Genomic DNA, 24,820 nt, shown 5'->3' with positions numbered 1-24,820 from the left:
TCGGGCCGCGTCCCACTTCATCACATCTCCGTCCGGCGGCCGAGCCCTGGGATCATGAAAAGCTACTGAACTGGTGGTCAGCGGACGGCCAGACTCGAACGCCGTACGACCAGCTCCGGCTGGAGCACGACGCGCCGGTGCTCGTGACGCCTGGCGCCGGTCTCGGCCTCCGTCTCCTCCAGCAGCAGTCCGGCGGCGAGGGCGCCCATGGTGACGGCGGGCTGGCGGACGGAGGTGAGCGGGACGGCCGCCGCGGCGGCGAACTCGATGTCGTCGTAGCCGACGATGGCCAGGTCGTCGGGGACGCGCACGCCGGCCGCGTACATGGCCTGCAGCACGCCGAGGGCGAGCAGGTCGTTGGCGCAGAAGACGGCGGTGGGACGGTCGGCGAGGCCGAGCAGGCGGGCGCCGGCGTCGCGGCCCGCGGCCACGTCGAGGCGCTCGGTGGGCAGTTCGCGCAGGCTCCCGGGGCCGAGGCCCGCCTCGGCGAGCGCGCTCAGGGCGCCGGTGCGGCGGTCGCGCACCTGGTTCAGGCCGGGGGGACCGCTGACGTACGCGATGCTCCGGTGCCCGGCGTCCACGAGGTGCCGCACGGCGAGCGCACCGCCCGCCACGTCGTCGACGGAGACGGAGCACTCGGTGGTGGAGTCGCCGACCCGGTCGACCAGCACGAAGGGGATGTTGTGCCGCCGGAACGTCTCGATGTTGCGGCCGGAGGCGTCGGTCGGGGTGAGCAGGACACCGCGTACCCGCTGCTCGGCGAAGAGCGAGAGGTACTCGGCCTCCTCGCCCGCGCTCTGGGCGCTGTTGCAGACCATGACGCCGAGGCCGGCGTCGCGGGCGGCGCGTTCGGCACCGCGGGCGACGTCGACGAAGAACGGATTGCCCATGTCCAGGACGAGCAGGCCCATGATCCGGCTGCGGCCGGCACGCAGCTGGCGCGCCGACTCGCTGCGCACGTAGCCGAGCCGGTCTATGGCGGACTGCACCCGGGCCCGGGTCTCCGAGGCGACCGTGTCCGGACGGTTGATCACGTTCGACACCGTGCCGACCGAGACTCCGGCGGCGCGGGCGACGTCCTTGATACCCACCGACTGGGACATCAGGCAGGGACCTCCTGGGGGACGCGGGACGGCCGGAAGGCCATCACATTACCGTCATGGACCGGCGTGTCCTGGCCGGTCACGCGGGCAGTCCGAAGTCGACGACGTGGAGCGGGGAGGGCGTCGTACCGCTCGACTTCTCCTGGTACATGAACGACAGGACGTTGCCCTCGCGCACCCGCGTCTCGTCGATGACGACCTCGCCGAAGGCGTCGAGCCCGGCGCCGTCGTACAGCAGCGTCCAGTCGGTGTACCCGGAGGCCCTGGAGGCGCCGGCGATCCGGCCGTGGGGGAGGACCGCGTAGGCGTTGTCGTACCGGTCCAGGACCAGCTTGGTGCGCTGGCTGGAACCGAGGGCGACCGGGATCTCGGTCTTGTGCCAGCCGCCGGAGGCGGTCTTGCGCAGGTGGAAGGCGCGGCCGTGGGCGGTGCGGTCGGCCACGTAATCGGTGGTGCACCGGCGGAAGCGGCCGGGGACGTAGCTGACGACCGCGTGCGGCAGGCCGGCGGAATCGGTCCACTGGCTCTCCTGGTTCATCAGCGAGTGGTCCGGGCCGAGGGGGTCGACGACCAGTCCGCCGCCGGTGACGGCCACGGTGTCCGGACCGCCGGTGGTGGCCACGACGGCGCCGGCGTCGTTGCGCCAGGTGCGGCCGCGGTCGGTCGAGTACACATAGCCGGTGTCGTGGTTGGCGATGCCGCCGCTGTCGCACATCACGGCCGCGTTCTGCTCGCGCCAGGTGAAGAAGGCGTGCAGCCGGCCGCTCGTGTCGTAGTCGATGCCGTGCAGATACATGTTGCGGGCGGTCGAGGAGCCGTGGGCGGTGGTGTACGTGCCCGTCGAGCTGGTCCACTCCCCCAGTGCCGTCCACGTCGAACCGTCGTACTCGGCCAGGGCGTTGCGGCCGTCGCCGGAGACCCCGACGCGGTAGGCGAGCTGCAGCCGGCCCTCGGGGGTGGCGATGAACTGCGGATAGGTGAACTCGCCGGTGAGGGCCAGGCCGTCGAGCGTGGTCAGCACCGGACCGAAGGCGGACGGGGTCCACGGCGTGGCCGCCGGATCGTCGAGGAGCCCAGCGACCGACCTGACGTAGAAGAAGCCGTCGCTGTGCGAGTCCAGGTTGAGGTGGAGACGGCCGTCGGCCCTGGAGAAGCCCATGCAGACGACGTTGTGCGAGTCGTCGCTCTTGAGCCGGTGCGCAAGGGTCACCGCCGACCAGGTCCGCCCCGCCTGCTCCCGGCGGGCGACCACGGCCTCACGGGAGGCCGTGTACCAGGCGGCGTACTGGTGGCCGCGGTAGGTGAACAGCCCGTGCTTCTGGAACGCGTTGTTGTTGACGAGGCCGTCGTAGGAGACGAAGTAGAGCGCTCCGGCGTCGAGTCGGGTGCGGTCGAGGAGGGTGACCTCGGGGGCGGGGAGCCCGCTTGTGGCGGCGGTCATGCGAGGTGGAACACCTCCGTCAGGGGTTTCATGGCCTCGTCGGGGCGGGCGCCGTCCAGCGACTCGAAGAACGGCGCCATCTCCGCCTGCCAGCGGGCGTTGACCTCGGTGGCCTCCATGCCGGCCTGCGCGGCCTGGAAGTCCTCGGTCTCCAGGTAGCCGACGAGCAGGCCGTCGTCGCGCAGGAAGAGCGAGTAGTTGTGCCAGCCGGTGGCCGAGAGAGCGTCGAGCATCTCCGGCCACACGGCGGCATGGCGTTCGCGGTACTCGGCGAGCCGGTCCTCGCGGACCTTGAGGAGGAAACAGACGCGCTGCATGAGGTACCGCTCCTGGGTCGGAAGGTGAACCGGCCGGTGATCAGAAGTTGAACTGGTCGATGTTCTGGGCGTTGAACACGGTGGGCTTGCCGAGGTTGATCACTCCGTCCTTGCCGATCGTGTACGTCGTCGAGCCGGCCTTGAAGGTCTCGCCCTCCTTGCCGGTGATCTGCCCGGAGGACAGGGCGACGGCGGTGCGGGCGGCGAGGTCGCCGAGCTTGGCCGGGTCCCACAGCTCGAAGGCCTCGACCGTGCCGTTCTTGACGTACTTGCGCATGTCGTTGGGGGTGCCCAGGCCGGTCAGCCTGACCTTGCCCTTGTACTTGGAACCGGACAGGTACTGGGCGGCCGCCTTGATGCCGACGGTGGTCGGGGAGATGATCCCCTTCAGGTCCGGGTACTGCTGGAGCAGGCCCTGGGTCTGCTGGAAGGAGGCCTGCGCGTCGTCGTTGCCGTAGGCGATCTTGACCAGCTTGACGTTCTTGTACTTCGGGTCCTTCAGCTCGTCCTTCATGAACCCGATCCAGGTGTTCTGGTTCGTGGCGGTCTGGGCGGCGGACAGGATCGCGATCTGGCCCTTGTAGCCGATCTGCTTCGCCAGCAGCTGCACCTCGGTGCGGCCGAGGTCCTCGGCGGACGCCTGGGAGACGAAGGCGTTGCGGCAGTCGGTCTTGGTGTCGGAGTCGTAGGTGACGACCTTGATGCCGTTCTTCATGGCCTGCTTCAGCGCCGTGCACAGTGCGCCCGGGTCCTGCGCGGAGACGGCCATCGCGTCGACCTGCTGCTGGGTGAGGGTGTTGACGTAACTCACCTGGCCCGCGGTGTCGGTGGCACTGGAGGGGCCGACCTCCTTGTACTTGCTGCCCAGTTCGGTCAGCGCCTTCTCGCCGCCCTTGTCCGCCGAGGTGAAGTAGGGGTTGTTGACCTGCTTGGGCAGGAAGCCGACGGTCAGGCCCTTCTTCAGGGCGGCGTTCGGGTCGGCCTTGGCGGTCGATGCGGCCGCGGCCCCGTCGCTCTTGGAGTTGTTCTTGGTCGTGCCGCCGCAGGCGGTCGCGGCGAGAGCGAGCGAGGTGACGGCGGCGAGGGCCGCGCAGGTACGGCGGACGGATGACTTGCGCATGGTGTGCGGTCCTTTGTTACGGGGGTGGGCGAGACGCCTTCGAGGGGCGCGGGGCTGGGTGTGGTGCTGCGGCTGCCGCGGCGTGGGCGCGAGCCGCCGCGGCGGGCCGAGGGCCGGCCGACGGCCTAACCGGCCGAGCGTGCCGCCCTGGCGACGGCGATCTGGCGTGCGACCCGGGGGCCGAGTACGGAGATGACGAGCAGGACGCCGGTGACGACGATCTGCGACTGGGCGGAGACGTTGAGCAGGCTCATCACGTTGTGCAGCGCCCCGAGCAGGAACACGCCGGCGATCGCGCCGCCGAGTGTGCCCCTGCCGCCGTCGAAGTCGATGCCGCCGAGCAGCACGGCCGCGACGACGGACAGTTCGAGGCCGGTGGCGTTGTCGTAGCGGGCGCTGGCGTAGTGCAGTGCCCAGAAGACGCCGGTCAGCGCCGACATCAGGCCGGTCACCGTGAACAGGATCAGCTTGTGGCGCTTGACGCGCACGCCGGCGAACCGGGCGGCCTCCTCGTTCGCGCCGATCGCGAAGAGCGAGCGTCCGAACGGGGTGGCGTGCAGGACGACGGCGGCGATCGCGAGCAGGACCAGGAAGGGCAGGAAGGCCTGCGGCAGGAAGGTGTCGCCGACGCGCCCGGCGGCGAAGTCCAGGTACTGGCCGGGGAAGTCGGTCACCGCGTTCGAGCCGAGCACGATCTGTGCGATGCCCCGGTAGGCGGCGAGGGTGCCGATGGTGACGGCGAGGGAGGGCAGTCCGAGGCGGGTGACGAGCAGGCCGTTGACCAGTCCGCACACCACCCCGAGCAGCAGGCACAGCGGGATGATCGTCTCGATTGCCATGCCCTGGTTCCAGAGCTTGCCCATCACCGCGCCCGACAGGCCGGCCGTGGAGGCGACGGACAGGTCGATCTCGCCGGAGACGACCAGGAGGGTCATCGGCAGCGCGATCAGGGCGATGGGCAGGGTGTTGCCGATCAGGAAGGACAGGTTGAGGGCGTTGCCGAAGCCGTCGACCGTGGCGAACGACAGCAGCAACAGCACGACCAGGAGCGCTCCGACGACCGTGTCCCAGCGGACGGCGCGCGTCAGGGAGTCAGGCATGGCGGGCGTTCCTCTTCTTCAGGGCGGTCGCCACCCGCAGCGCGACGATCCGGTCGACCGCGATGGCGAGGATGAGCAGGATGCCGTTGATGGCGAGCACCCAGACGGAGCTGACACCGAGGGCGGGCAGCACGCTGTTGATCGACGTCAGCAGCAGGGCGCCGAGGGCGGCGCCGTAGACGCTGCCGGAGCCGCCGGTGAAGACGACACCGCCGACCACCACCGCGCTGACGACGGTGAGTTCGTAGCCGGTGCCGGTGCCGGAGTCGACGTTGCCGAAGCGCGCGAGGTACATGGCGCCCGCGAGGCCCGCAAGGCCGCCGCAGAAGGTGTACGCGGCCAGGATCCGCTTGCGGACCGGGATGCCGGCCAGGCGGGCGGCCTCCGGGTTGGAGCCGAGCGCGTACAGCTCGCGCCCGCTGCCGAAGTGCTTGAGGTAGTACGCCGTGGCCACCAGCACCGCCAGCGCGATCAGTGCCAGCCAGGGCACCGCCCAGATGCCGCCGGAGCCGAAGTCCACGAATCCGCCGGGCAGGTCGGCCGCGGTGATCTGCCGGGAGCCGACCCAGATGGAGTCGATGCCGCGGATGATGTACAGGGTGCCGAGGGTGACGACCAGCGCGGGCACCTGGCCGAGGCTGACGAGCAGGCCGTTGAGCAGCCCGAAGCCGATGCCCAGGAGCACCGCCAGGAGGATGGCGACCACCGGGTCGCCGCCGCCGTGCAGATAGTCGCCGGCTGCGAAGGCGCAGATGCCGAGGGTGGAGCCGACCGAGAGGTCGACGTTCCTGGTGATCACCACCAGGGACTGGCCGGTGGCGACCAGGACCAGGATGGTGGCGTTCAGGAGCAGGTCCTTGATGCCCTGCTGGGACAGGAACTCGCTGTTGCCCGCCTGGGTGACGGCGATCATCACCAGGAAGACGATCAGGATGGCGAGTTCGCGCATCTTGAAGACGCGGTCGACGAGGCGGGTGCCGCCGGACCTGGGCACCTCGGCGACGGGGGTCTCGTCGGAAGCGGTCACCGTCATGCGGCGGCCCTCCCGGTTGCTGCGGCCATCACGGTTTCCTCGGTGGCTTCGGCGCGGGGGATCTCGGCGGTCAGCCGGCCCTCGTGCATGACGAGCACGCGGTCGGCCATGCCGAGGATCTCGGGCAGGTCGGAGGAGATCATCAGGACGGCCACGCCGTCCGCGGCCAGTTCGCTGAGCAGCCGGTGCACCTCGGCCTTGGTGCCGACGTCGATGCCGCGGGTCGGCTCGTCGACGATCAGCACCTTGGGGCCGGTGGCGAGCCACTTGGCGAGCACGACCTTCTGCTGGTTGCCGCCGGACAGGGTGGAGACGGCGTCGGCGATCCGGGCGTACTTGACGTGGAGTCTGACGGCCCAGTCGAGGGAGCGGCTGCGTTCCGCGCCGCGGTCCATCAGTCCGGCGCGCACCGTCGTGCGCAGTCCGGTCAGGCCGATGTTGCGCTCGATGGACATGCCCATCACCAGGCCCTGGGCCCGGCGGTCCTCGGGGACGAGGGCGAGGCCGGCGGACATGGCGGTGGAGGGCGCGCCGTTGGTGAGCCTGCGGCCCTCGACCTCGACCTCGCCGGCGTCCCAGCGGTCGATGCCGAAGACGGCCCGCGCGACCTCGGTGCGGCCGGCGCCCACGAGTCCGGCGAGACCGACGATCTCGCCGTGCCGCACCTCGAAGGAGACGTCGGTGAAGACGCCCTCGCGGGTCAACCGCCTGACGCGCAGGGCGACTTCGCCCGCCTGGACGTCCTGCTTGGGATACAGCTCGTCGAGGTCGCGGCCGACCATGCGCCGCACGAGGTCGTCCTCCGTCATGCCCTCGACCGGCTCGCTGGCGATCCAGGCGCCGTCGCGCAGGGTGGTGACCCGCCGGCAGATCTCGAAGATCTCCTCCAGCCGGTGGGAGATGAACAGCACCGCGGCGCCCTGTTCGCGCAGGGCCCGTACGACGCCGAAGAGCCGGGCCACCTCGCTGCCGGTGAGGGCGGCGGTCGGCTCGTCCATGATCAGGACGCGCGCCTCGAAGGACAGGGCCTTGGCGATCTCGACGATCTGCTGGTCGGCGATGGACAGGCCGCGGGCCGGGCGGTCGGGGTCGAGCTCGACGCCGAGCCGCCGCATCAGGGCCAGGGTCGCGGCGTGGGTGGCCTTGTGGTCGATGCGGCCGAGGGCGCGCCGCGGCTGGCGGCCCATGAAGATGTTCTCGGCGATCGACAGGTCGGGGAAGAGCGTGGGCTCCTGGTAGATGACGGCGATACCGGCGTCACGGGCGTCACCGGGGCCGTGGAAGACGACGGGCTCACCGTCGAGCAGCACCCGGCCGGCGTCCGGCCGGTGCACACCGGCGAGCGTCTTGATCAGGGTCGACTTGCCCGCGCCGTTCTCGCCGGCGAGTGCGTGCACCTCACCGGGGAACAGCTCCAGGGAGACGTCCCGCAGGGCGCGCACCGCGCCGAAGGACTTCGAGATGTCCTCGAGCGCCAGCACCGGGGCCGGGCCCGTGTCGGACGGGTGGGTCATGAAGGGCTCCTCGACGACGTCGACCAGTGGCTCAGGACGTCGTGAAAGGTTTCAACTTGGTTGCCGGGACGTTAGGCGCGCTCCGCATGTCCCGTCAATGGGTCCGTGTCGAAAAAGTTCCGAGAGCCCTCCCTGAGCCGAAGGTCACGGTCGGGCAACGGGCAACAAGGAGTGCGGGAACGCTTGACACCCCTGCTGACGCGCCTAAGCTTCACGTTCTGAATCGATTCATACGGAAGCCGTTCCGGCCCGACGTCACAGGAGCCCTGAAGTGACCGAGCTCGCCGCGGTGAAGACCGCGCTGAAGACCCAGGCAGTCGAGACGCCGTCATGGGCGTACGGGAACTCGGGGACCCGGTTCAAGGTGTTCGCCCAGCGAGGCGTCCCCCGCACCCCGCAGGAGAAGCTGGCCGACGCCGCCCAGGTGCACGCGTTCACCGGCGTGGCCCCGACCGTCGCCCTGCACATCCCGTGGGACAAGGTCGACGACTACGGCGCGCTGGCGAAGTACGCCGAGGACCACGGCCTGAAGCTGGGGGCGATCAACTCCAACACCTTCCAGGACGACGACTACCGGCTCGGCAGCGTCTGCCACCCGGACGCGGCCGTACGCCGCAAGGCCGTCGACCATCTCCTCGAATGCGTCGACATCATGGACGCCACGGGATCCAGGGACCTGAAGCTGTGGTTCGCCGACGGCACCAACTACCCCGGCCAGGACGACATCCGCGCACGCCAGGACCGGCTCGCGGAAAGCCTCGCCGAGGTCTACCGGCGGCTCGGCGACGAGCAGCGCATGCTGCTGGAGTACAAGTTCTTCGAACCCGCCTTCTACACCACCGACGTGCCCGACTGGGGCACCGCCTACGCCCACTGCCTCAAACTGGGCGAGAAGGCCCAGGTCGTCGTCGACACCGGACACCACGCACCCGGCACCAACATCGAGTTCATCGTCGCGACGCTGCTGCGGGAGGGAAAGCTCGGCGGGTTCGACTTCAACTCCCGCTTCTACGCCGACGACGACCTCATGGTGGGCGCGGCGGACCCCTTCCAGTTGTTCCGCATCATGTACGAGGTCGTCCGCGGCGGCGGACTCACCTCGGACGTGGCTTTCATGCTCGACCAGTGCCACAACATCGAGGCCAAGATCCCCGCCATCATCCGATCCGTGATGAACGTGCAGGAAGCCACCGCGAAAGCGTTGCTGGTCGACCGGGACGCGCTCGCCACCGCCCAGCGCGAGGGCGACGTGCTCGGTGCGAACGCCGTCCTCATGGACGCCTACAACACCGACGTACGGCCGCTCCTCGCCGAGGTGCGCGAGGAGTCGGGGCTGGACGCCGACCCGGTCGCCGCCTACCGCCGCTCGGGGTGGCAGGAGCGCATCACCGCCGAACGCGTCGGCGGCACCCAGGCCGGCTGGGGCGCCTGACCCTCCGCCGCCCGGCACCGCCGCCGCCCTGGCACCGGCCGTCCTCGCACCCGCAGTCGCCGCACCCGCCGTCGCCGCACCCGCCGTCCTCGCACCCGCACTGTCCCTACGCAGCAAGGAAGAGACCCGATCATGGCACCGCATCCCGAAGCCGCCGCTCTTCTCGCCCGTTCGCACCGGCTCGGTTCGGACCCGCGCAACACCAACTACGCCGGCGGGAACGCCTCGGCGAAGGGCACCGCCACCGACCCCGTCACCGGCGGCGACGTCGAGCTGATGTGGGTCAAGGGCTCCGGCGGCGACCTCGGCACGCTCACCGAGAACGGACTCGCCGTGCTCCGGCTGGACCGGATGCGGGCGCTGGCCGACGTCTACCCGGGTGTCGAGCGGGAGGACGAGATGGTCGCCGCCTTCGACTACTGCCTGCACGGCAGGGGCGGCGCGGCGCCCTCCATCGACACGGCCATGCACGGGCTCGTCGGGGCCCCGCATGTCGACCATCTGCATCCCGACTCCGGGATCGCGCTGGCGTGTGCCGCCGACGGGGAGAAGCTGACCGCCGAGTGCTTCGGCGACTCGGTGGTGTGGGTGCCCTGGCGGCGCCCCGGCTTCCAGCTCGGGCTGGACATCGCGGCGGTCAAGGAGGCCAACCCCCAGGCCGTCGGCTGCGTCCTGGGCGGGCACGGGATCACGGCGTGGGGTGCCACCTCCGAGGAGTGCGAGCGCAACTCGCTGCACATCATCCGCACCGCGGAGGCGTTCCTGACGGAGAAGGGCAGGCCGGAGCCGTTCGGACCCGTTCTGGAGGGATACGCGCCTCTGGAAGCCGCGGAGCGGCGTGAACGGGCGGCTGCCCTCGTCCCGTACGTCCGGGCCCTCGCCTCCCAGGACAAGCCGCAGGTCGGGCACTTCACCGACGCCGACGTGGTGCTCGACTTCCTGGCCCGCGCCGAGCACCCGAGGCTCGCCGCGCTGGGCACCTCCTGCCCCGACCACTTCCTGCGCACCAAGGTCCGCCCGCTCGTCCTGGACCTGCCGCCGACCGCTCCGCCGGAGGAGGCGATCGCCCGGCTGAAGGAGCTGCACACCGCCTACCGCGAGGAGTACGCCGGCTACTACCGGCGGCACGCGGCTCCCGACTCCCCCGCGATGCGCGGCGCCGACCCGGCGATCGTACTCGTCCCGGGCGTCGGCATGTTCTCCTTCGGCAAGGACAAGCAGACCGCGCGCGTGGCCGGGGAGTTCTACGTCAACGCCATCAACGTGATGCGCGGCGCCGAGGCCGTCTCCACGTACGCGCCCATCGAGGAGTCGGAGAAGTTCCGCATCGAGTACTGGGCGCTGGAGGAGGCCAAGCTCCGGCGCATGCCCAGGCCCAAGCCGCTGGCCACCCGGGTGGCACTGGTGACCGGGGCGGGCAGCGGGATCGGCAGGGCCATCGCGCGGCGGCTGGCCGGTGAGGGCGCCTGTGTCGTCGTCGCCGACCTGGACGCGGACAACGCGGTCGCCGTCGCCGAGGAGCTGGGCGGGCCGGACACGGCCGTCGCGGTGACCGTGGACGTCACCTCGGAGGAGCAGATCGCGGCGGCGTTCAAGGCGGCCGTGCTCGCCTTCGGCGGGGTCGACCTGGTCGTGAACAACGCCGGCATCTCCGTCTCCAAGCCGCTGCTGGAGACGTCGGCGCGCGACTGGGACCTCCAGCACGACATCATGGCCCGCGGTTCCTTCCTCGTCTCGCGGGAGGCGGCCCGGGTGATGACCGCGCAGGGCCTGGGCGGCGACATCGTCTACATCGCCTCCAAGAACGCCGTCTTCGCCGGGCCCAACAACATCGCCTACTCCGCCACCAAGGCCGACCAGGCCCATCAGGTGCGGCTGCTGGCGGCCGAGCTGGGTGAGCACGGCATCCGCGTCAACGGCGTCAACCCGGACGGCGTGGTGCGCGGCTCCGGGATCTTCGCCGGGGGCTGGGGTGCCCAGCGGGCGGCCGTGTACGGCGTGCCGGAGGAGAAGCTGGGCGAGTTCTACGCCCAGCGCACCATCCTGAAGCGGGAGGTGCTGCCGGAGCACGTCGCGAACGCCGTCTTCGCGCTCACCGGCGGGGAGCTGACGCACACCACCGGGCTGCACATCCCGGTCGACGCCGGCGTCGCGGCCGCCTTCCTTCGATGAGCGCAACCGTGAAGGCGTACGCCGCGGTCGACCTGGGCGCCTCCAGCGGGCGCGTCATGGTCGGCCGGGTGGGCCCCGGCAGCCTGGAGCTGACCGAGGCGCACCGGTTCGCGAACCGGCCGGTGCGTGTGCCGGAGGGACTGCGCTGGGACGTCCTCGCGCTGTACGGGGGTGTCCTGGACGGGCTGCGGGCCGCCGGCCGGGTGGACTCCGTCGGTATCGACAGCTGGGCCGTGGACTACGGCCTGCTGGACCGCGACGGGGCGCTGCTCGGCAACCCCGTGCACTACCGGGACCCCCGCACCGAGGGCGTCGCGGAGAAGGTGTGGGCGACGCTGCCGGCCGAACGGCTGTACGCGGCGACCGGGCTGCAGTACGCGCCCTTCAACACGCTGTACCAGCTGGTGGCGGCCCGGGGCTCGGCGCAACTGGCCGCCGCCGGGCGGCTGTTGCTCATTCCGGATCTGCTGTCCTACTGGCTGACCGGTGAACAGGGCACCGAGCTGACCAACGCCTCGACGACCCAGCTGATCGACCCCCGCACCCGGGACTGGTCCCACGACGTCGCCTCCCGGCTCGGGGTGGACCTCGGCCTGTTCGCGCCGCTGCGCCGGCCGGGCGATCCGGCGGGTGCGCTGCGGCCGGAGGTGCTGGCGGAGACCGGGCTGCGCGGTCCGGTGCCGGTGACCACGGTCGGCTCGCACGACACGGCGTCGGCCGTGGTCGCCGTGCCGGCCGGCGGCGAGCGGTTCGCCTACATCTGCACCGGGACCTGGTCGCTGGCCGGTCTGGAGCTGGGCGCGCCCGTGCTGACCGAGGCGAGCCGGGCCGCGAACTTCACCAATGAGCTGGGGCTGGACGGCACCGTCCGCTACCTGCGCAACATCATGGGGCTGTGGCTGCTCCAGGAGTGCCTGCGGGCCTGGGGCGAGCCGGAGCTGGGCGGCCTGCTGCGCGCGGCGGCCGAGGTGCCGGCGCTGCGGTCGGTGGTGGACGCGGGGGACGCGGCGTTCCTGGCGCCGGGCCGGATGCCGGAGCGGATCGCCGAGGCGTGCCGCGCCTCGGGGCAACCGGTGCCCGCCTCGCCCGCCGGGACCACCCGGTGCATCCTCGACTCGCTCGCCCTCGCCCACCGCAGGGCCGTCGAGGACGCCCAGCGGCTGGCGGACCATCCGGTGGACGTGGTGCACGTCGTCGGCGGCGGTACCCGCAACGGCCTGCTGTGCCAGCTGACCGCCGACGCCTGCGGGCTGCCCGTGGTGGCCGGCCCGACGGAGGCCGCCGCGCTGGGCAACGTGCTGGTGCAGGCCCGGGCCCACGGGCTCGTCGGCGACCTGGCGGGCGGGCGGCGCCTGCTCACCCGCTCCCAGCCGCTCACCCGTTACGAGCCGCGGGGCGACACCGCGCGCTGGCGTGCGGCACAGGCCCGGCTCGCCGGGGGGTGAGCGGGGTCTCCCCCGCACCCCCGTGCCCGGACTACCCTGCACTCATCCGATGATCGACATCAAGGAGCCGCGATGCGTGTCGCCCTGTTCCTGACCTGCGTCAACGACACGCTCTATCCGGACACCGGGCGCGCCGTGGTGAAACTGCTGACCAGGCTGGGCGTCGAGGTCGACTTCCCGATGGCCCAGACGTGCTGCGGGCAGGCGCACTACAACACCGGGTACCGTCATGAGGCCGAGCCGCTCGCCCGGCATTTCTCCGACGTCTTCGCGGAGTACGAGGCGATCGTCACGCCGTCCGGGTCGTGCGGGGCGATGGTGCGGGAGCTGTATCCGCGGATGGGCGAGCGGGCCCGGGCCGAGGGACGCGGGGACACCCTCGCGGTGACGCTGGAGCGGGTGGCTCCGAAGACGTACGAACTCACGGAGTTCCTGGTGGACGTGCTGGGGGTGACCGACGTCGGTGCCTGGTACCCGCACCGGGTGACCTACCATCCGACCTGCCACGGGCTGCGCGGCCTCGGACTGGGGGACCGGCCGCGGCGCCTCCTGGAGGCCGTGCGGGGTCTGGAACTGGTCGACCTGCCGGGGGCGGAGGAGTGCTGCGGCTTCGGCGGCACCTTCGCCGTGAAGAACGCCGACGTCTCGGCGGCGATGGGCACGGACAAGGTGCGGGGCGCCGAGTCGACGGGCGCGCAGGTGCTGTGCGCGGCCGACAACTCCTGCCTGATGCACATCGGCGGCACCATGGCGCGGCTGGACAGCCGTCTGCGGCCGGTGCACATCGCGGAGATCCTGGCGAGCACCGAGGAGGAGCCGGCCGTATGAGCGGGACGTATCTGGGGATGCCGGCCTTTCCCGAGGCCGCGCACGCGGCGGTGCGCGACGAGACGCTGCGGGGCAACCTGCGGCACGCGACGCACACCATCCGCGCCAAGCGGGCCAAGGCCGTCGCGGAGGTGTCCGACTGGGCGGCGCTGCGGGAGGCCGGCAAGCGGATCAAGGACCATACGCTGCGCCATCTCGACCGGTACCTGGAGCAGTTGGAGGAGTCGGTCACGGCGGCCGGCGGCACCGTGCACTGGGCCGCCGACGCCGACGAGGCCAACCGGATCGTGGCGGACCTGGTCAAGGCGACCGGGGAGTCGGAGGTCGTCAAGGTCAAGTCGATGGCGACGCAGGAGATCGGCCTCAACGAGGCACTGGAGGCGGAGGGCATCCGCGCCTACGAGACCGATCTCGCCGAGCTGATCGTGCAGCTGGGCAGGGACCGGCCCTCGCACATCCTGGTCCCCGCCATCCACCGCAACCGCGGTGAGATCCGGGACATCTTCCGCGCCGAGATGGGCGGGTGGGGCCGGCCGGCACCCGAGGGCCTGACCGACACCCCGGCCGAACTGGCCGAGGCCGCCCGCCTGCACCTGCGCGAGAAGTTCCTGCGTGCCAAGGTCGGCATCTCCGGTGCCAACTTCATGGTCGCCGACACCGGCACGCTGGTGGTCGTGGAGTCCGAGGGCAACGGGCGGATGTGCCTGACCCTGCCCGAGACCCTGATCTCGGTCGTCGGCATCGAGAAGATCGTGCCCACCTGGCGGGACCTGGAGGTGTTCCTGCAGACCCTGCCCCGCTCCTCGACCGCCGAGCGGATGAATCCCTACACCTCGATGTGGACCGGCACCGGGGGCGGCCGCGCCGGGGAGGACGACGGGCCGCGAGCCTTCCACCTGGTGCTGCTGGACAACGGCCGTACGGACACCCTCGCCGACGAGGTCGGCCGCCAGGCCCTGCGCTGCATCCGCTGCTCGGCCTGCCTCAACGTCTGCCCGGTGTACGAGCGGGCCGGCGGCCACGCCTACGGCTCGGTCTATCCCGGCCCGATCGGTGCCATCCTCAGTCCCCAGCTGCGCGGCACGCAGAGCGAGATCGACGCCTCCCTGCCCTTCGCCTCCTCGCTGTGCGGGGCGTGCTACGAGGTCTGTCCGGTCGCGATCGACATTCCCGAAGTCCTCGTCCACCTGCGCGAGCGGGTCGTCGAGGGCGGGCAGGTGATCCGTGGGGGCAACAAGGTGACCTTGCGGCCCGCCAGGGGACACGCCGCCGAACGTGCCGCGATGCGGGCCGCCCGCTGGGCCTTCGCCCACCCCGGCGCCCTGCGCGCCGGCCAGCGCCTCGCCTCCCGCACCCGCCGCCTCCACCCGCGGACGCTGCCGGGACCGGGCCGGGCGTGGAGCGGCAGCCGGGACCTGCCGGCCGTACCCCCGGAACCGTTCCGTGACTGGTGGCAGCGCACGCACGGCGAGGACGGCGGCAAGGGGGCGGCGAAGTGAGCAGCAGGGAACGGATCCTGGGCCGGGTGCGGCGTGCGCTCGCCGACGTGCCGAGCGACGACCCGCCGTACGAACAGGCGGTGCGGCGCGAGTATCTGCGCGAGCACGGCAACCGCGATGTCGCGCGGACGGTGGAACTGCTCGCCGAGAACCTGGCCGACTACCGGGCCGTCGTGCACCGCTGCGAGGCGGGCGAGCTGGCCTCGCTGATCGGCCGGTTGCTGGCCGAGCGGGGCTCGCGGACGGTCCTGGTACCCCCCGGCCTGGACGAGGCGTGGCTCGACGGCACGGACGCCGAGCGGATCCCGGACCGTGCCGGGAGCACCCCGCACGAACTGGACCGGGTCGACAGCGTGGTCACCGGCTGCGCGGTGGCGATCGCCGAGACCGGCACGATCGTGCTGGACGGCGGCCCCGACCAGGGCCGCCGTCGCATCACGCTCGTCCCCGACCACCACGTCTGCGTCGTCCGGGTCCCCGAACAGGTCGTCTCCGCCGTTCCCCAGGCCCTCGAACGGCTCGACCCCGCCCACCCGTTGACGTGGATCTCCGGTCCGTCGGCGACCAGCGACATCGAGCTGGACCGGGTCGAGGGGGTGCACGGTCCGCGCACCCTGGAAGTGGTGCTGATGAGCGGCCGCCCGAGCACCGGGACCTCGTCGTAGGACCGTCCGCAGGGGGCAGGCTGCTCGGGCGGCGGGCGGCTCGGGCGAAGCCCCCGCGGCCCGGCAGCGCCCTGCAGCGGCGCGGGGAACCGCGACCGGCCACGACGGCGCGGCAGGCGCCGGACGCCGAGGCACGACAGCCCGACCGCCCGACAGCCCGACAGCAGAGGGCACGCGGCACATCGCGGCGGCACCGGTGGGGCGCTACCGGTGGGATGTTCCGCGTCGCCGTGCGCCGCCCCTTCCGCTACGCCACGCCCGCCGCGTCCAGCAGCGTCGTCACCGTGGCCGTGGTCAGGCCGGCCAGCGTCTCGATCCGGGCGCCGGCCCGGGCGCTCGCGCCGTCGAAGACGAGCATCAGCTGGCGGGCGAGGAGCTGCGGGTCCCGCGCGCCGCCCAGCTCCGCCTGCGCTCGGAATCCCTCCTGCAGCCGCTCCTTGGCCCGGCGGGCCACCACGCTCGCCGGGTGCTCGGGGTCCTTCAGCTCGACCAGCGCGGCGAGGAAGGGGCAGCCCTGGTAGCCGGGGTCGGCCGAGAGCTTCTCCGCCTGCTCGAAGACGTAGAGGATGCGTTCGCGCGGTGTGAGGGTGCCCTCATCGCGCGGCGTGAGCCGCGCCGCGTATCCGGGGGCGCGGCGCTCCAGGCTCGCCGCGAGGACCTCGTCCTTGCCGGCGAAGAGCTGGTACATCGAACGCTTGGAGACACCGGCCGTCCTGCACAATGCCTCGACGCCGATGGAGACGCCGTCGCGGTAGAAGAGTTCGGCCGCCGCGTCCAGCAGCCGTTCCTTCGTGGACGCCTTGTCCGTCGTCGTGGTCATACGGCGAGGTTACCTCCGCCGCGCACAGCAAGGAAACCGATCGGTCTACCGGCGCCTCCGGGGTCGCGACCCCGTGACACAGGGGGTGAACAAGCGCTTAGATAGTAGCTTCCGACCCGTGCCGCGCTGGAGGCCCCGTTGCTGTTCACATCCGTCGACGACGTCTCCGCGCGCCTGGCCGCCACCGGGTACCTCGCCTCGCCCGCGGTCGCCACGACCGTCTTCCTCGCCGACCGGCTGGGCAAGCCGCTGCTGGTCGAGGGTCCCGCCGGGGTCGGCAAGACGGAACTCGCCAAGGCCGTGGCCGAGGTGGCCCGGGCGCGGCTGGTCCGGCTGCAGTGCTACGAGGGCGTCGACGAGTCCCGCGCGCTGTACGAGTGGAACCACGCCAAGCAGCTGCTGCGCATCAGCGCGGGCCGCGACGAGACGTGGGACGAGACCCGCACGGACATCTTCAGCGAGGAGTACCTGCTCACCCGCCCCCTGCTCACCGCGATCCGCGGCGACGACGCCAAGGTGCTGCTGATCGACGAGACCGACAAGGCGGACGTCGAGGTGGAGGGCCTGCTCCTGGAGGTGCTCAGCGACTTCCAGGTCACCGTCCCGGAGCTGGGCACGATCACCGCGACGCGCCGCCCCTTCGTCGTCCTCACCTCGAACGCGAGCCGTGAACTGTCCGAGGCCCTGCGCCGCCGCTGCCTGTTCCTGCACATCGGCTTCCCCGACGAGGAACTGGAGCGCCGCATCGTCCGGCTGAAGGTGCCCGGCCTGGACGAGGCGCTGGCCTCCTCTGTGGTCCGCGTGGTCGGGGCGCTGCGCGCCATGGACCTGCGCAAGGTGCCCTCGGTCGCCGAGACCATCGACTGGGCGCGCACCCTGCTCGCGCTCGGGGCCGGCACCCTGGACGAGACCGTCGTACGCGACAGTCTGGGCGTCCTGCTCAAGCACCAGGACGACGTGCTGAAGGCGGCGGCCAAGCTCGACCTGGACGCCGTGTGACCGCCCCCGGGGTGGCCGAGCGCCTGACGTCCCTCGTCGGGGCCTTGCGGGCGCACGGCATGCGGATCGGCACCGGCGAGACCGTGGACGCCGCGCGGGCGGTGGCGGCGCTGGGCCTCACCGACCGTGAGCTGCTGCGGGAGGGACTGGCCTCGGCACTGCTGCACGACACGGTCCAGCGCCGGGTGTTCGACCCGGTCTTCGACCTGTACTTCCCGCGCGGCGTCGGCGCGCCCGACGGCGGGTCCGCGGACCGGGACGATCTGCGCGACCGGCTCGCGCGGGCGCTGGCGGCGGGCGACGAGGCGCTGACGGCGCGGCTGGCGGCCGAGGCGGTGGACGGCTTCGGCGGATACGGCTCCTCCGCCGCCGCGGACGGCTGGTCCGCGCAGCAGACCCTCGACCGGATCCGCCCGCAGACGCTGTTGGCCCGCGTCCGCGACACCCTCCGGGCACAGGACGGCACGTCCGGCTTCACCGACCGGCTGCTGGAGGACGAGATACGGCGGCGGATCGAGGTCTTCCGCCGGCAGGTGGCCGCGGAGGCACGGCGCCGGGTCGCCGAGCGGCGCGACCGCGACGAACTCGCCCGGCGCGCGGTGGCCACGACGCCCGACCGGGTCGACTTCCTCTACGCCGGCAAGCTCCAGCTGGCCGAGCTGCGCCGGACGGTGCAGCCGCTGGCCCGCAGGCTCGCCACCCGGCTCGCGGCCCGCCGGCGCCGCGCCGCCCGCGGCGGCATCGACCTGCGCCGCACCCTGCGCGGGTCGCTGTCGACGGGCGGTGTGCCGGTGAAGCCGGTGCTGCGCAGGCGCCGTCCGGTGCGGCCGGAACTGGTGCTGCTGTGCGATGTGTCGGGGTCGGTGTCCGGGTTCTCGGACTTCACGATGCTGCTGGTGCAGGCGCTGCACGACCAGTTCAGCAAGGTGCGGGTGTTCGCCTTCGTCAACCGGCTCGACGAGGTGACCCCGCTCCTCGAGCACGGCGCGGCCGACCCGCAGGGGCTGGGCGCCCGCATCCGGGCGGAGGCGACGCTCACCGGCTGGCACGGCAGCAGCGACTACGGCGTCGCACTCGGCGAGTTCGCCGAGCGCTACGGCGACGCGGTCGGGCCGCGCACGACGGTGTTCGTACTCGGCGACGCCCGTACGAACATGAGCGACCCGAACCTGGCGGCGGTCCGGCACATCGGTGAACGGGCCCGCCGCGTCCACTGGCTCAACCCCGAGCCGCGCGCCCTGTGGGGCACGGGCGACTCGGCCGCGCCCGAGTACGCCGAGCTGGTGGAGATGCGTGAATGCCGCAACGCCCGCCAGCTCGGCGCCCTGATCACCCGCCTGCTTCTGGTGTGACTCCCTCTCTCACGCCTTGGCGTAGTCGGTCGCCATGGTGCCCGCGAAGTCGTACACCACGCAGGGTTCGTCGCCGACGACCCAGGCGTCGTGTCCGGGGCTGATGACGAAGACGTCGCCCGGTCCGACCTCGCGTTCACCGCCGCCGTCCATGCGGATCTGCATGCGCCCCGAGACGCAGTACCCGTTGTGGTGGACCTGGCAGCTCGGTGTCCCGGCGATCGGTGCCACGCACTCCGACCAGCGCCAGCCCGGCTCGAACGTGCCCACGGCGAAGTCGAGTCCGGTCAGATGGACGGCCTCGAGATGGCCGCGCGGGAAATCGCGCCGCTCGTCGGGTTTGTCGACGGCCTTGACCTCGATCATGACGGCTCCCTCCAGCTCCGTTTCGGGTCCCGCCCACCACACCATCGTCCGCCTGTCCAGTCGGCGCCGCCATTCAGGAGCCCGCACCGGGACGGCTGGACAGGCGGTCCGCTCACGAACGCGTCGCCCGGCCGCACAGCTGGGCGAACCGCTCCGCGTCCACGTTGCCGCCGGAGATGACGACACCGACCCGCGGCGGCAGCGCGTCCACCCGCCCGGCGAGCAGCGCGGCCAGCGGGGTGGCCCCGCTCGGCTCGATGACGATCTTCAGCCGCTCGAACGCGAACCGCATGGCGTCCCGGATCTCGTCGTCGGAGACGAGCGCGATGCCGTCGACGAGCCTGCGGTTGACCGAGAAGGTCAGCTCACCGGGTGTCTCGGCCGCCTGCCCGTCGGCGATGGTGCGCGGCACGGGGATGGTGACGCGCCGCCCCGCCTCCAGGGACCGCCTGGTGTCGTCCCCGGCCTCCGGCTCGACGCCGAGCACCCGGATCCCGGGGTGCAGTCCCTTGGCGGCCGTGGCGGTGCCCGCGATCAGTCCCCCGCCGCCGACGGGCACCACCAGCGCGTCCAGCTCGCCGGTCTCCTCGAGGAGTTCCAGGGCCGCGGTGCCCTGTCCCGCCAGTACGTGCGGGTGCTCGTACGGCGGGATGAGGGCGAGGCCGCGCTCGGCGGCCAGGGCCTCGCCGACCGCGACGCGGTCCTCGGTGTAGCGGTCGTAGGTGACGACCTCGGCGCCGTAGCCGAGGGTGGCCTCGCGCTTGGATCGCGGGGTGTCCTCGGGCATGACGATGACCGCGGTGGTGCCGAGTTCACGGGCGGACAGGGCGACGGCCTGGGCGTGGTTGCCGGAGGAGTAGGCAGCGATGCCCCGGGACAGCTGCTCGGGGCTGAGCCGGGAGGCGGCGTTGTAGGCGCCGCGGAACTTGAAGGCACCCACGCGCTGGAAGTTCTCGCACTTGAGGAAGACCTTAGCGCCGACGAGCGCGTCGAGGGTCCGCGAGTGCAGCACCGGGGTGCGGTGTGCGATGCCCTTGAGCCTGGCGGCGGCGTCGCGGACGGAGTCGAGGGTGACCGGTGAGGTGGTGGTCGTCACGCGTGTCCTTCGTTGGTGGTCGGGTCGGTGGCGGCGCGGGCCTGGGAGAGATAGCTGTAGGCGGAGGCACGGGAGATGCCGAGCCGGGCGGCGACCTGCTCGACCGCGCGGCGCACGGCGAACACGCCGTGCTCGTCGAGGCTGCGGAACAGCTCCAGGCGCTCGGTGCGGCCGAGTCCGGCCCAGGTCTGGGTCTGCCCGAGCCGGTGGGCGTCGAGGATGGCGTCCACGACGGAGTCGATGTCGTTGCCGAAGGCGGTGACCGGCGGTTCGGCGGAGGCGGGCGGAGGGCCGGCCAGCGCGCCGAGCAGTGCCTCGGCCTGGTTCACCGCGGTGACGTCGACGTTGACGCACAGAGCGCCGAAGACCGCCCCGGCGGAGTCGCGCAGCACCATCGTGGACGACTTGACCAGCTGTCCGGACCCGGTGCGGGTGACGTAGTTCAGGTCGTCGGCGGCTTCGTCGCCGCGGGCGAGGACGCGCATGCCGATCTCGCTCATCGCCCCGCCCACGGCCCGCCCCGTCACCGAACCGGCCACGGCGACCACCGACTTCTCCGGCCGCCGGTAGTCGTGCAGGACGACCTCGCACATCGCCCCGAACGTCGCCACGATCCCGTCGACGACAGGGCGCAGCGCGGACAGGATCGCGTCGCGCTCGGTGTCCTGGGATCGCTCGGCAGCCATGCCGCTCAGACTACACGTCCAGCCTCTGGACACATGGTCCAGATCGAAAGCCCGGACGGCCCGGAAACCCGCACGGCCCGAAAGTCCGGACGGACAGCGAGACGAGAGCCCGGACGGACACCGAAAGCCGGGAGGACCCCATGGCCCGGTCGGTACGTCCGGGCCTAGAAGGCGGAGTCACGGGCCTGGAAGGCGGAGTCATGACTGGCCGCGTACGTCAGCGCCTCCCGTGCCGCGTGCCGGTCACCGACCGTCTCCCACCAGGGGTGGGTGTGCATCTCCTCGGCCAGCCGCCGGCAGCGCTCGCGCGCGTCCGCCAGGCGCTCCCGCTGCTCGCCGGAGATCTCGGTGCGGCCCGCCGCGATGTCGGCGCCGCTGGGCAGGCGGGCGGCGATGTCCTCGCAGTGCTCCAGTGCCCGCGTGAAGGTCCGCCGCGCCGCCACGAGGTCTCCCGGGATGACGAACTCCCCCACCGTGAAGGGCCGGGAGAACGCCGAGGGGCCCGGCTCGGTGTGCCACAGCGAGGCGTCGATGGGCCGCTCGTCGTCGCGCGCCCGGGTGAGCTCGGTCCGCACGCCCGCCGCCGGGCCGTCCGGGCCGGGCCCGGGCGCCGTCGACCCGCCCGGCACGGGTTCGGGGCGGCCCCCGAGGAACTCCGCCTTGTCCGCCGGGGTGACCCACATGTGCCAGCCGCGGCGGCCCGCCGGGCGGGGCAGGTAGAGGGAGACGAGCTCGCCGGTGGCCGTACGGCGGATGACGTCGTCGTAGTACAGCCCCCGCACCGGCTCCCACAGCGCGTGCCTGCCGCCGCAGCGGCCGGCGCCCTGCTGCGGGCACGGGACCGGGTTGCCCCAGTCGCAGCGGGACATGTGCAGGTGCTTGACCCCGCCGCGCACCGGGAGGGCCGCCCGGTCGGTGACGTCGCGCCAGCTCTGCACGTTCAGCCGGGCCCAGGGCGCCCGGTCGATGGGAATCGCGTTCTCGTTGTTGACGAGCCACAGCGGGGTGAGTCCCGCGCGGCGGGCGGTGCGGGTGCGCTCGTCCACGGAGCCGCCGGCTATCGCCGCGAGCTGTATTTCATAAGCGAGCCGCTGTTCGTCGGCGCCTTCCACCGTCACGTCCGTGCGCCGTTTTCCATGTTCGCCCTCCTCCGTCCGCGTCACACGGAAACCCTCTCCCGAGGCGACCTCGGCGGTGTAATCCCGCAGCGCCTTGTGGAGATCGCTCTCGGCCTTTGTCTCGGGCCGTTCCCCTTTTGCCACATGCATCGCGTGCGGCCTTCCGTTGACCTTGCGGATGGCCATGAAGCCGGGGCAGACGAGCCCTTCGTCCTCATGGGCCTCGAGGCAGTAGAGAAGGTCGGGCTGGTAATTGCCGTAGATCTCGTCGAGCAGCCGCGGGTATTCGGGGTGCCCGAGATCCGCCTCGGTCAGATCGAGCGTGATGCCGAGGCCCCTGTGCCAGACGCTGTAGGTCATATGGCGAGAGTAGGACGCACCACTGACAATCGGCGTTTCCTTGATCGCCGAAGTGCGTTCCGGACCGCATTTCCGCGATCACGAACGGCTCGTGGACTCCCGTGGACGAAGACCGCTCACGAACAGCGCGCGGAAAGAAAGACCGTTGGATTCACGCGGGCGTCAACGCACCCTTCCCCGCGGCCGCAACGGCACCGGCGGCAGTTCCGGCGCCGGCAGCGGAGCGCCGTCGTAGCCCTTCACCTCGCCGAAGCGGGTGCCCGTCATCCAGTCCGTGCGCGCCTGCTCGATCTCCTGCTGGGTGCGGCCGATCCAGTTCCAGAACATGATCAGTTCCTCCTCGAACGGCTCACCGCCCAGGAGCATCAGCGCGGCGTCCGACTCGGCGCGCAGCGGGAGTCCGGTGCGGCCGCAGCCGAGGTAGAGCATCGAGCCCGGCAGCATCGGCACGCCGTCGACGTGGGCCTCGCCGGACATCGACAGCACGGCGTACTCGAAGTCCCGCTCCAGCGGCAGCCGTACGTCCGCCCCGCTCGCCAGGGCCAGGTCGGCGCCGACGATCGGGGTGTAGGCGGTGCCGGGCGACCGCGCGCCGTCCAGGTCGCCGAGGATCAGCGTGCCCGCGAGGCCGGGGGCCGTGATGACTGGCAGTTCGGCGTGGTGCTCGAAGTGCGGGTCGGTGTGCCGGTGGCCGTCCGGGAGGGCGACCCAGAGCTGGGCGCCGTGCAGGAAGCGGGCGTGCGGCCGGGGGCTCTCCTCGGAGTGGCTGATGGCCCGGCCGGAGGTCATGAGGCCCAGCTCGCGGGGGCGGATGGTCTGCAGGCTGCCGGTGGAGTCGCGGTGCAGCACCTCGCCCTCGTGCAGCCAGCTCACCGTCTGCAGGCCCATGTGCGGGTGCGGCGGCACCTGCATGCCGGGCTCGTCGGCGATGTCGTCGGGACCGTAGTGATCGACGAAGCACCAGGCACCGACCATGCGGCGGCCCAGGTTGGGCAGCAGCCTGCGGACTTCGGTGGACTCGCCGAGCTTGACGCGGCGAGGGCTGAGGAGTTCACGCACGGGCTCCGCCACCACGAACCCGCGGCCTCCGCACAGGGCGGGAACCGCCTCGCGATCAAGATTGCTCATGGCGCCAACCTAGCCCCGCCAGGGGGGTCGCGTCAGTCCGTCGCACGGGCGGTGTCCTCCGCCGAAAAACAGTAGCCATGACTATCATAGCCATGTACTGTATCCGTCATGAGTCAAGGGCCCGAGAAGGCGACACCCGGCTTCCTGGTGTGGCGGCTGTCGATGAAGTGGCGGGTGGCCGTCGACCGGGCGGTGGCCCCGCTCGGCCTCACGCACGCGCAGTACTCGCTGCTGGCCTCGCTGTACGGCATGCGGCGCACCGGTGAGCGCCCCAGTCAGCGCCGCCTCGCCGACCACACCGGCCTCGAACCGCTCTACGTCTCCAAACTGGCCCGCGCCCTGGAGACGGCCGGCCTGCTGGAGCGCGCCCGGGACCCCCGGGACCCCCGCGCCGTGCAGCTGGCCCTCACCGAGCGGGGACACGAGGTCACCGGGCGCGCCATCGAGATCGTCCAGGGCCTGCTGCGGCAGCTGCTCGCGCCCCTCGGCGGCCCGGACAGCGCGCGGGCACAGGACTTCACCCGCGACCTGGCGGCCCTGCTCGAGGCACCGCTCGACCCCTCCGGCACCGGCGCGGCACCGGATCCGCCCGGCCACCGCGGCCCGGACGGCAACCACGACCCGGACGGCAGCCGTGGCCCGGACGGCAGCCGTGGCCCGGGCGGCAACCACGACCCGGACGACCGGGAAGACCCGGATCACCCGGACGACCCGGACGACAAGGAGCAGTCATGAGCAGCACCGCACCCGCCGCCGACGCCCGCGCGCTCGGCCTGGCCCACTACGCCGCCCGGGCGGCCCTGGAGAGCGTCCTGGCCCGGCACGGCGTCACCTTCCAGCAGCAGATCACCCTCCGGCTCGTCGCCGTCGCCGAGGCGCCGTTGGAGCGCGAGGCACTCGTCGAGCAGGTCACCGGCTCGCTCAAGGCCGACCCGGCCGAGGTGCGGGGCGTCGTGGCGGAACTGATCTCCAAGGGGCTCCTCACGGCCGGGGGATCCGGGGGATGCGAGGCATCCGAGGTCCGGATCACGGACGCCGGCCGGGAGTTCCACACCGCGGTGAGCGGCGAGAGCGCGGAGATCTCGGCCCGGATCTGGGGCGGGATCCCGGCCGAGGACCTGGCGGCCACCGGCCGCGTGCTGGCCCTGGTGACCGAGCGGGCCAACGCCGAACTGGCCGCGAAGGCCGCCTGACCCTCCCCTCCCGCATTTGGTGGAATGTTCAAC

General features: G+C 72.1%; 22 protein-coding genes and 1 pseudogene. 10 read left to right on the top strand and 13 right to left on the bottom strand.

Features of this window, described 5'->3' with window-relative positions; genetic code table 11:
- Positions 1-77: 77 nt before the first annotated feature.
- The 7 genes from ACJ9NR_RS34610 to ACJ9NR_RS34580 form a co-directional block, all read right to left on the bottom strand.
- A complete protein-coding gene (locus ACJ9NR_RS34610; RefSeq protein WP_412490721.1) occupies positions 78-1,103 on the bottom strand; it encodes a LacI family DNA-binding transcriptional regulator in 1,026 nt (341 codons plus the stop codon).
- 79 nt (positions 1,104-1,182) lie between these two features.
- Positions 1,183-2,544 carry a BNR repeat-containing protein gene (locus ACJ9NR_RS34605; protein ID WP_412490722.1) on the bottom strand — a complete coding sequence of 454 codons (1,362 nt, stop codon included), beginning with the start codon at positions 2,542-2,544 and terminating at the stop codon, positions 1,183-1,185.
- Positions 2,541-2,861, bottom strand: a complete 321-nt coding sequence (locus tag ACJ9NR_RS34600) for an L-rhamnose mutarotase (protein WP_412490723.1) — start codon at positions 2,859-2,861, stop codon at positions 2,541-2,543. Before ACJ9NR_RS34600 ends, ACJ9NR_RS34605 begins: the two co-directional genes overlap by 4 nt.
- A 40-nt stretch (positions 2,862-2,901) precedes the next feature.
- Positions 2,902-3,981, bottom strand: coding sequence for a rhamnose ABC transporter substrate-binding protein (gene rhaS, locus ACJ9NR_RS34595; protein ID WP_412490724.1), 1,080 nt, complete (start codon positions 3,979-3,981; stop codon positions 2,902-2,904).
- 125 nt (positions 3,982-4,106) lie between these two features.
- A complete protein-coding gene (locus tag ACJ9NR_RS34590; protein ID WP_412490725.1) occupies positions 4,107-5,081 on the bottom strand; it encodes an ABC transporter permease in 975 nt (324 codons plus the stop codon).
- Entirely contained in the window at positions 5,074-6,114 is a 1,041-nt protein-coding gene (locus tag ACJ9NR_RS34585; RefSeq protein ID WP_412490726.1) for an ABC transporter permease, read from the bottom strand. The genes ACJ9NR_RS34590 and ACJ9NR_RS34585 overlap by 8 nt, the downstream gene beginning before the upstream one ends.
- Positions 6,111-7,628 carry a sugar ABC transporter ATP-binding protein gene (locus ACJ9NR_RS34580; RefSeq protein WP_412490727.1) on the bottom strand — a complete coding sequence of 506 codons (1,518 nt, stop codon included), beginning with the start codon at positions 7,626-7,628 and terminating at the stop codon, positions 6,111-6,113. Before ACJ9NR_RS34580 ends, ACJ9NR_RS34585 begins: the two co-directional genes overlap by 4 nt.
- 271 nt (positions 7,629-7,899) lie before the next feature.
- Here ACJ9NR_RS34580 and rhaI point away from each other — a divergent pair, with 271 nt between their 5' ends.
- From rhaI to ACJ9NR_RS34550, 6 genes are all read left to right on the top strand, one after another.
- Positions 7,900-9,060: an L-rhamnose isomerase gene (rhaI, locus tag ACJ9NR_RS34575; protein WP_412490728.1), complete on the top strand. Its 1,161-nt coding sequence runs from the start codon at positions 7,900-7,902 to the stop codon at positions 9,058-9,060.
- A 132-nt stretch (positions 9,061-9,192) separates the two neighbouring features.
- Positions 9,193-11,232 (top strand): bifunctional aldolase/short-chain dehydrogenase, encoded by a 2,040-nt coding sequence (locus ACJ9NR_RS34570; protein WP_412490729.1) that lies wholly within the window; start codon positions 9,193-9,195, stop codon positions 11,230-11,232.
- Positions 11,229-12,677, top strand: coding sequence for a rhamnulokinase (locus tag ACJ9NR_RS34565; RefSeq protein WP_412490730.1), 1,449 nt, complete (start codon positions 11,229-11,231; stop codon positions 12,675-12,677). The genes ACJ9NR_RS34570 and ACJ9NR_RS34565 overlap by 4 nt, the downstream gene beginning before the upstream one ends.
- Before the next feature lie 72 nt (positions 12,678-12,749).
- Complete coding sequence (locus ACJ9NR_RS34560; RefSeq protein ID WP_412490731.1) at positions 12,750-13,505, top strand: (Fe-S)-binding protein; 756 nt, start codon at positions 12,750-12,752, stop codon at positions 13,503-13,505.
- A complete protein-coding gene (locus ACJ9NR_RS34555; protein WP_412490732.1) occupies positions 13,502-15,004 on the top strand; it encodes a LutB/LldF family L-lactate oxidation iron-sulfur protein in 1,503 nt (500 codons plus the stop codon). The genes ACJ9NR_RS34560 and ACJ9NR_RS34555 overlap by 4 nt, the downstream gene beginning before the upstream one ends.
- Positions 15,001-15,669 carry a LutC/YkgG family protein gene (locus ACJ9NR_RS34550; RefSeq protein WP_412490733.1) on the top strand — a complete coding sequence of 223 codons (669 nt, stop codon included), beginning with the start codon at positions 15,001-15,003 and terminating at the stop codon, positions 15,667-15,669. Before ACJ9NR_RS34555 ends, ACJ9NR_RS34550 begins: the two co-directional genes overlap by 4 nt.
- Before the next feature lie 247 nt (positions 15,670-15,916).
- On the opposite strand, the gene ACJ9NR_RS34545 is transcribed toward ACJ9NR_RS34550, so the two are convergent.
- Positions 15,917-16,489: a TetR/AcrR family transcriptional regulator gene (locus ACJ9NR_RS34545; protein ID WP_412490734.1), complete on the bottom strand. Its 573-nt coding sequence runs from the start codon at positions 16,487-16,489 to the stop codon at positions 15,917-15,919.
- Between the two features lie 141 nt (positions 16,490-16,630).
- Between ACJ9NR_RS34545 and ACJ9NR_RS34540 the strand changes: the two genes are divergently transcribed.
- Positions 16,631-17,488, top strand: coding sequence for an AAA family ATPase (locus tag ACJ9NR_RS34540; protein ID WP_412491828.1), 858 nt, complete (start codon positions 16,631-16,633; stop codon positions 17,486-17,488).
- Positions 17,485-18,840 (top strand): VWA domain-containing protein, encoded by a 1,356-nt coding sequence (locus tag ACJ9NR_RS34535; protein WP_491074827.1) that lies wholly within the window; start codon positions 17,485-17,487, stop codon positions 18,838-18,840. Before ACJ9NR_RS34540 ends, ACJ9NR_RS34535 begins: the two co-directional genes overlap by 4 nt.
- Positions 18,841-18,849: 9 nt before the next feature.
- Here the strand turns inward: ACJ9NR_RS34535 and ACJ9NR_RS34530 are convergent, their stop codons facing one another.
- From ACJ9NR_RS34530 to ACJ9NR_RS34510, 5 genes are all read right to left on the bottom strand, one after another.
- Positions 18,850-19,206, bottom strand: a complete 357-nt coding sequence (locus ACJ9NR_RS34530) for a cupin domain-containing protein (RefSeq protein WP_412490735.1) — start codon at positions 19,204-19,206, stop codon at positions 18,850-18,852.
- A gap of 112 nt (positions 19,207-19,318) precedes the next feature.
- Complete coding sequence (locus ACJ9NR_RS34525) at positions 19,319-20,302, bottom strand: threo-3-hydroxy-L-aspartate ammonia-lyase (RefSeq protein ID WP_412490736.1); 984 nt, start codon at positions 20,300-20,302, stop codon at positions 19,319-19,321.
- Positions 20,299-20,988, bottom strand: a complete 690-nt coding sequence (locus ACJ9NR_RS34520) for a helix-turn-helix transcriptional regulator (RefSeq protein ID WP_412490737.1) — start codon at positions 20,986-20,988, stop codon at positions 20,299-20,301. Before ACJ9NR_RS34520 ends, ACJ9NR_RS34525 begins: the two co-directional genes overlap by 4 nt.
- A gap of 164 nt (positions 20,989-21,152) precedes the next feature.
- Complete coding sequence (locus ACJ9NR_RS34515) at positions 21,153-22,466, bottom strand: competence protein CoiA family protein (RefSeq protein WP_412490738.1); 1,314 nt, start codon at positions 22,464-22,466, stop codon at positions 21,153-21,155.
- Positions 22,467-22,628: 162 nt separating this feature from the next.
- Positions 22,629-23,594 (bottom strand): pirin family protein, encoded by a 966-nt coding sequence (locus ACJ9NR_RS34510; protein WP_412490739.1) that lies wholly within the window; start codon positions 23,592-23,594, stop codon positions 22,629-22,631.
- A 108-nt stretch (positions 23,595-23,702) separates the two neighbouring features.
- Between ACJ9NR_RS34510 and ACJ9NR_RS34505 the strand changes: the two are divergent.
- Positions 23,703-24,158 (top strand): annotated as a pseudogene (locus ACJ9NR_RS34505) (MarR family winged helix-turn-helix transcriptional regulator); the annotation flags it as partial.
- A 167-nt stretch (positions 24,159-24,325) separates the two neighbouring features.
- Positions 24,326-24,787, top strand: a complete 462-nt coding sequence (locus ACJ9NR_RS34500) for a MarR family transcriptional regulator (protein WP_412490740.1) — start codon at positions 24,326-24,328, stop codon at positions 24,785-24,787.
- Positions 24,788-24,820: the final 33 nt, after the last annotated feature.

The organism is Streptomyces sediminimaris (assembly GCF_047049295.1).
In the GTDB taxonomy this organism is placed as follows: domain Bacteria; phylum Actinomycetota; class Actinomycetes; order Streptomycetales; family Streptomycetaceae; genus Streptomyces; species Streptomyces sediminimaris.
The sequence above is the reverse complement of the archived record's forward strand: the minus strand, read 5'-3'. Positions and strand labels throughout refer to the sequence as shown.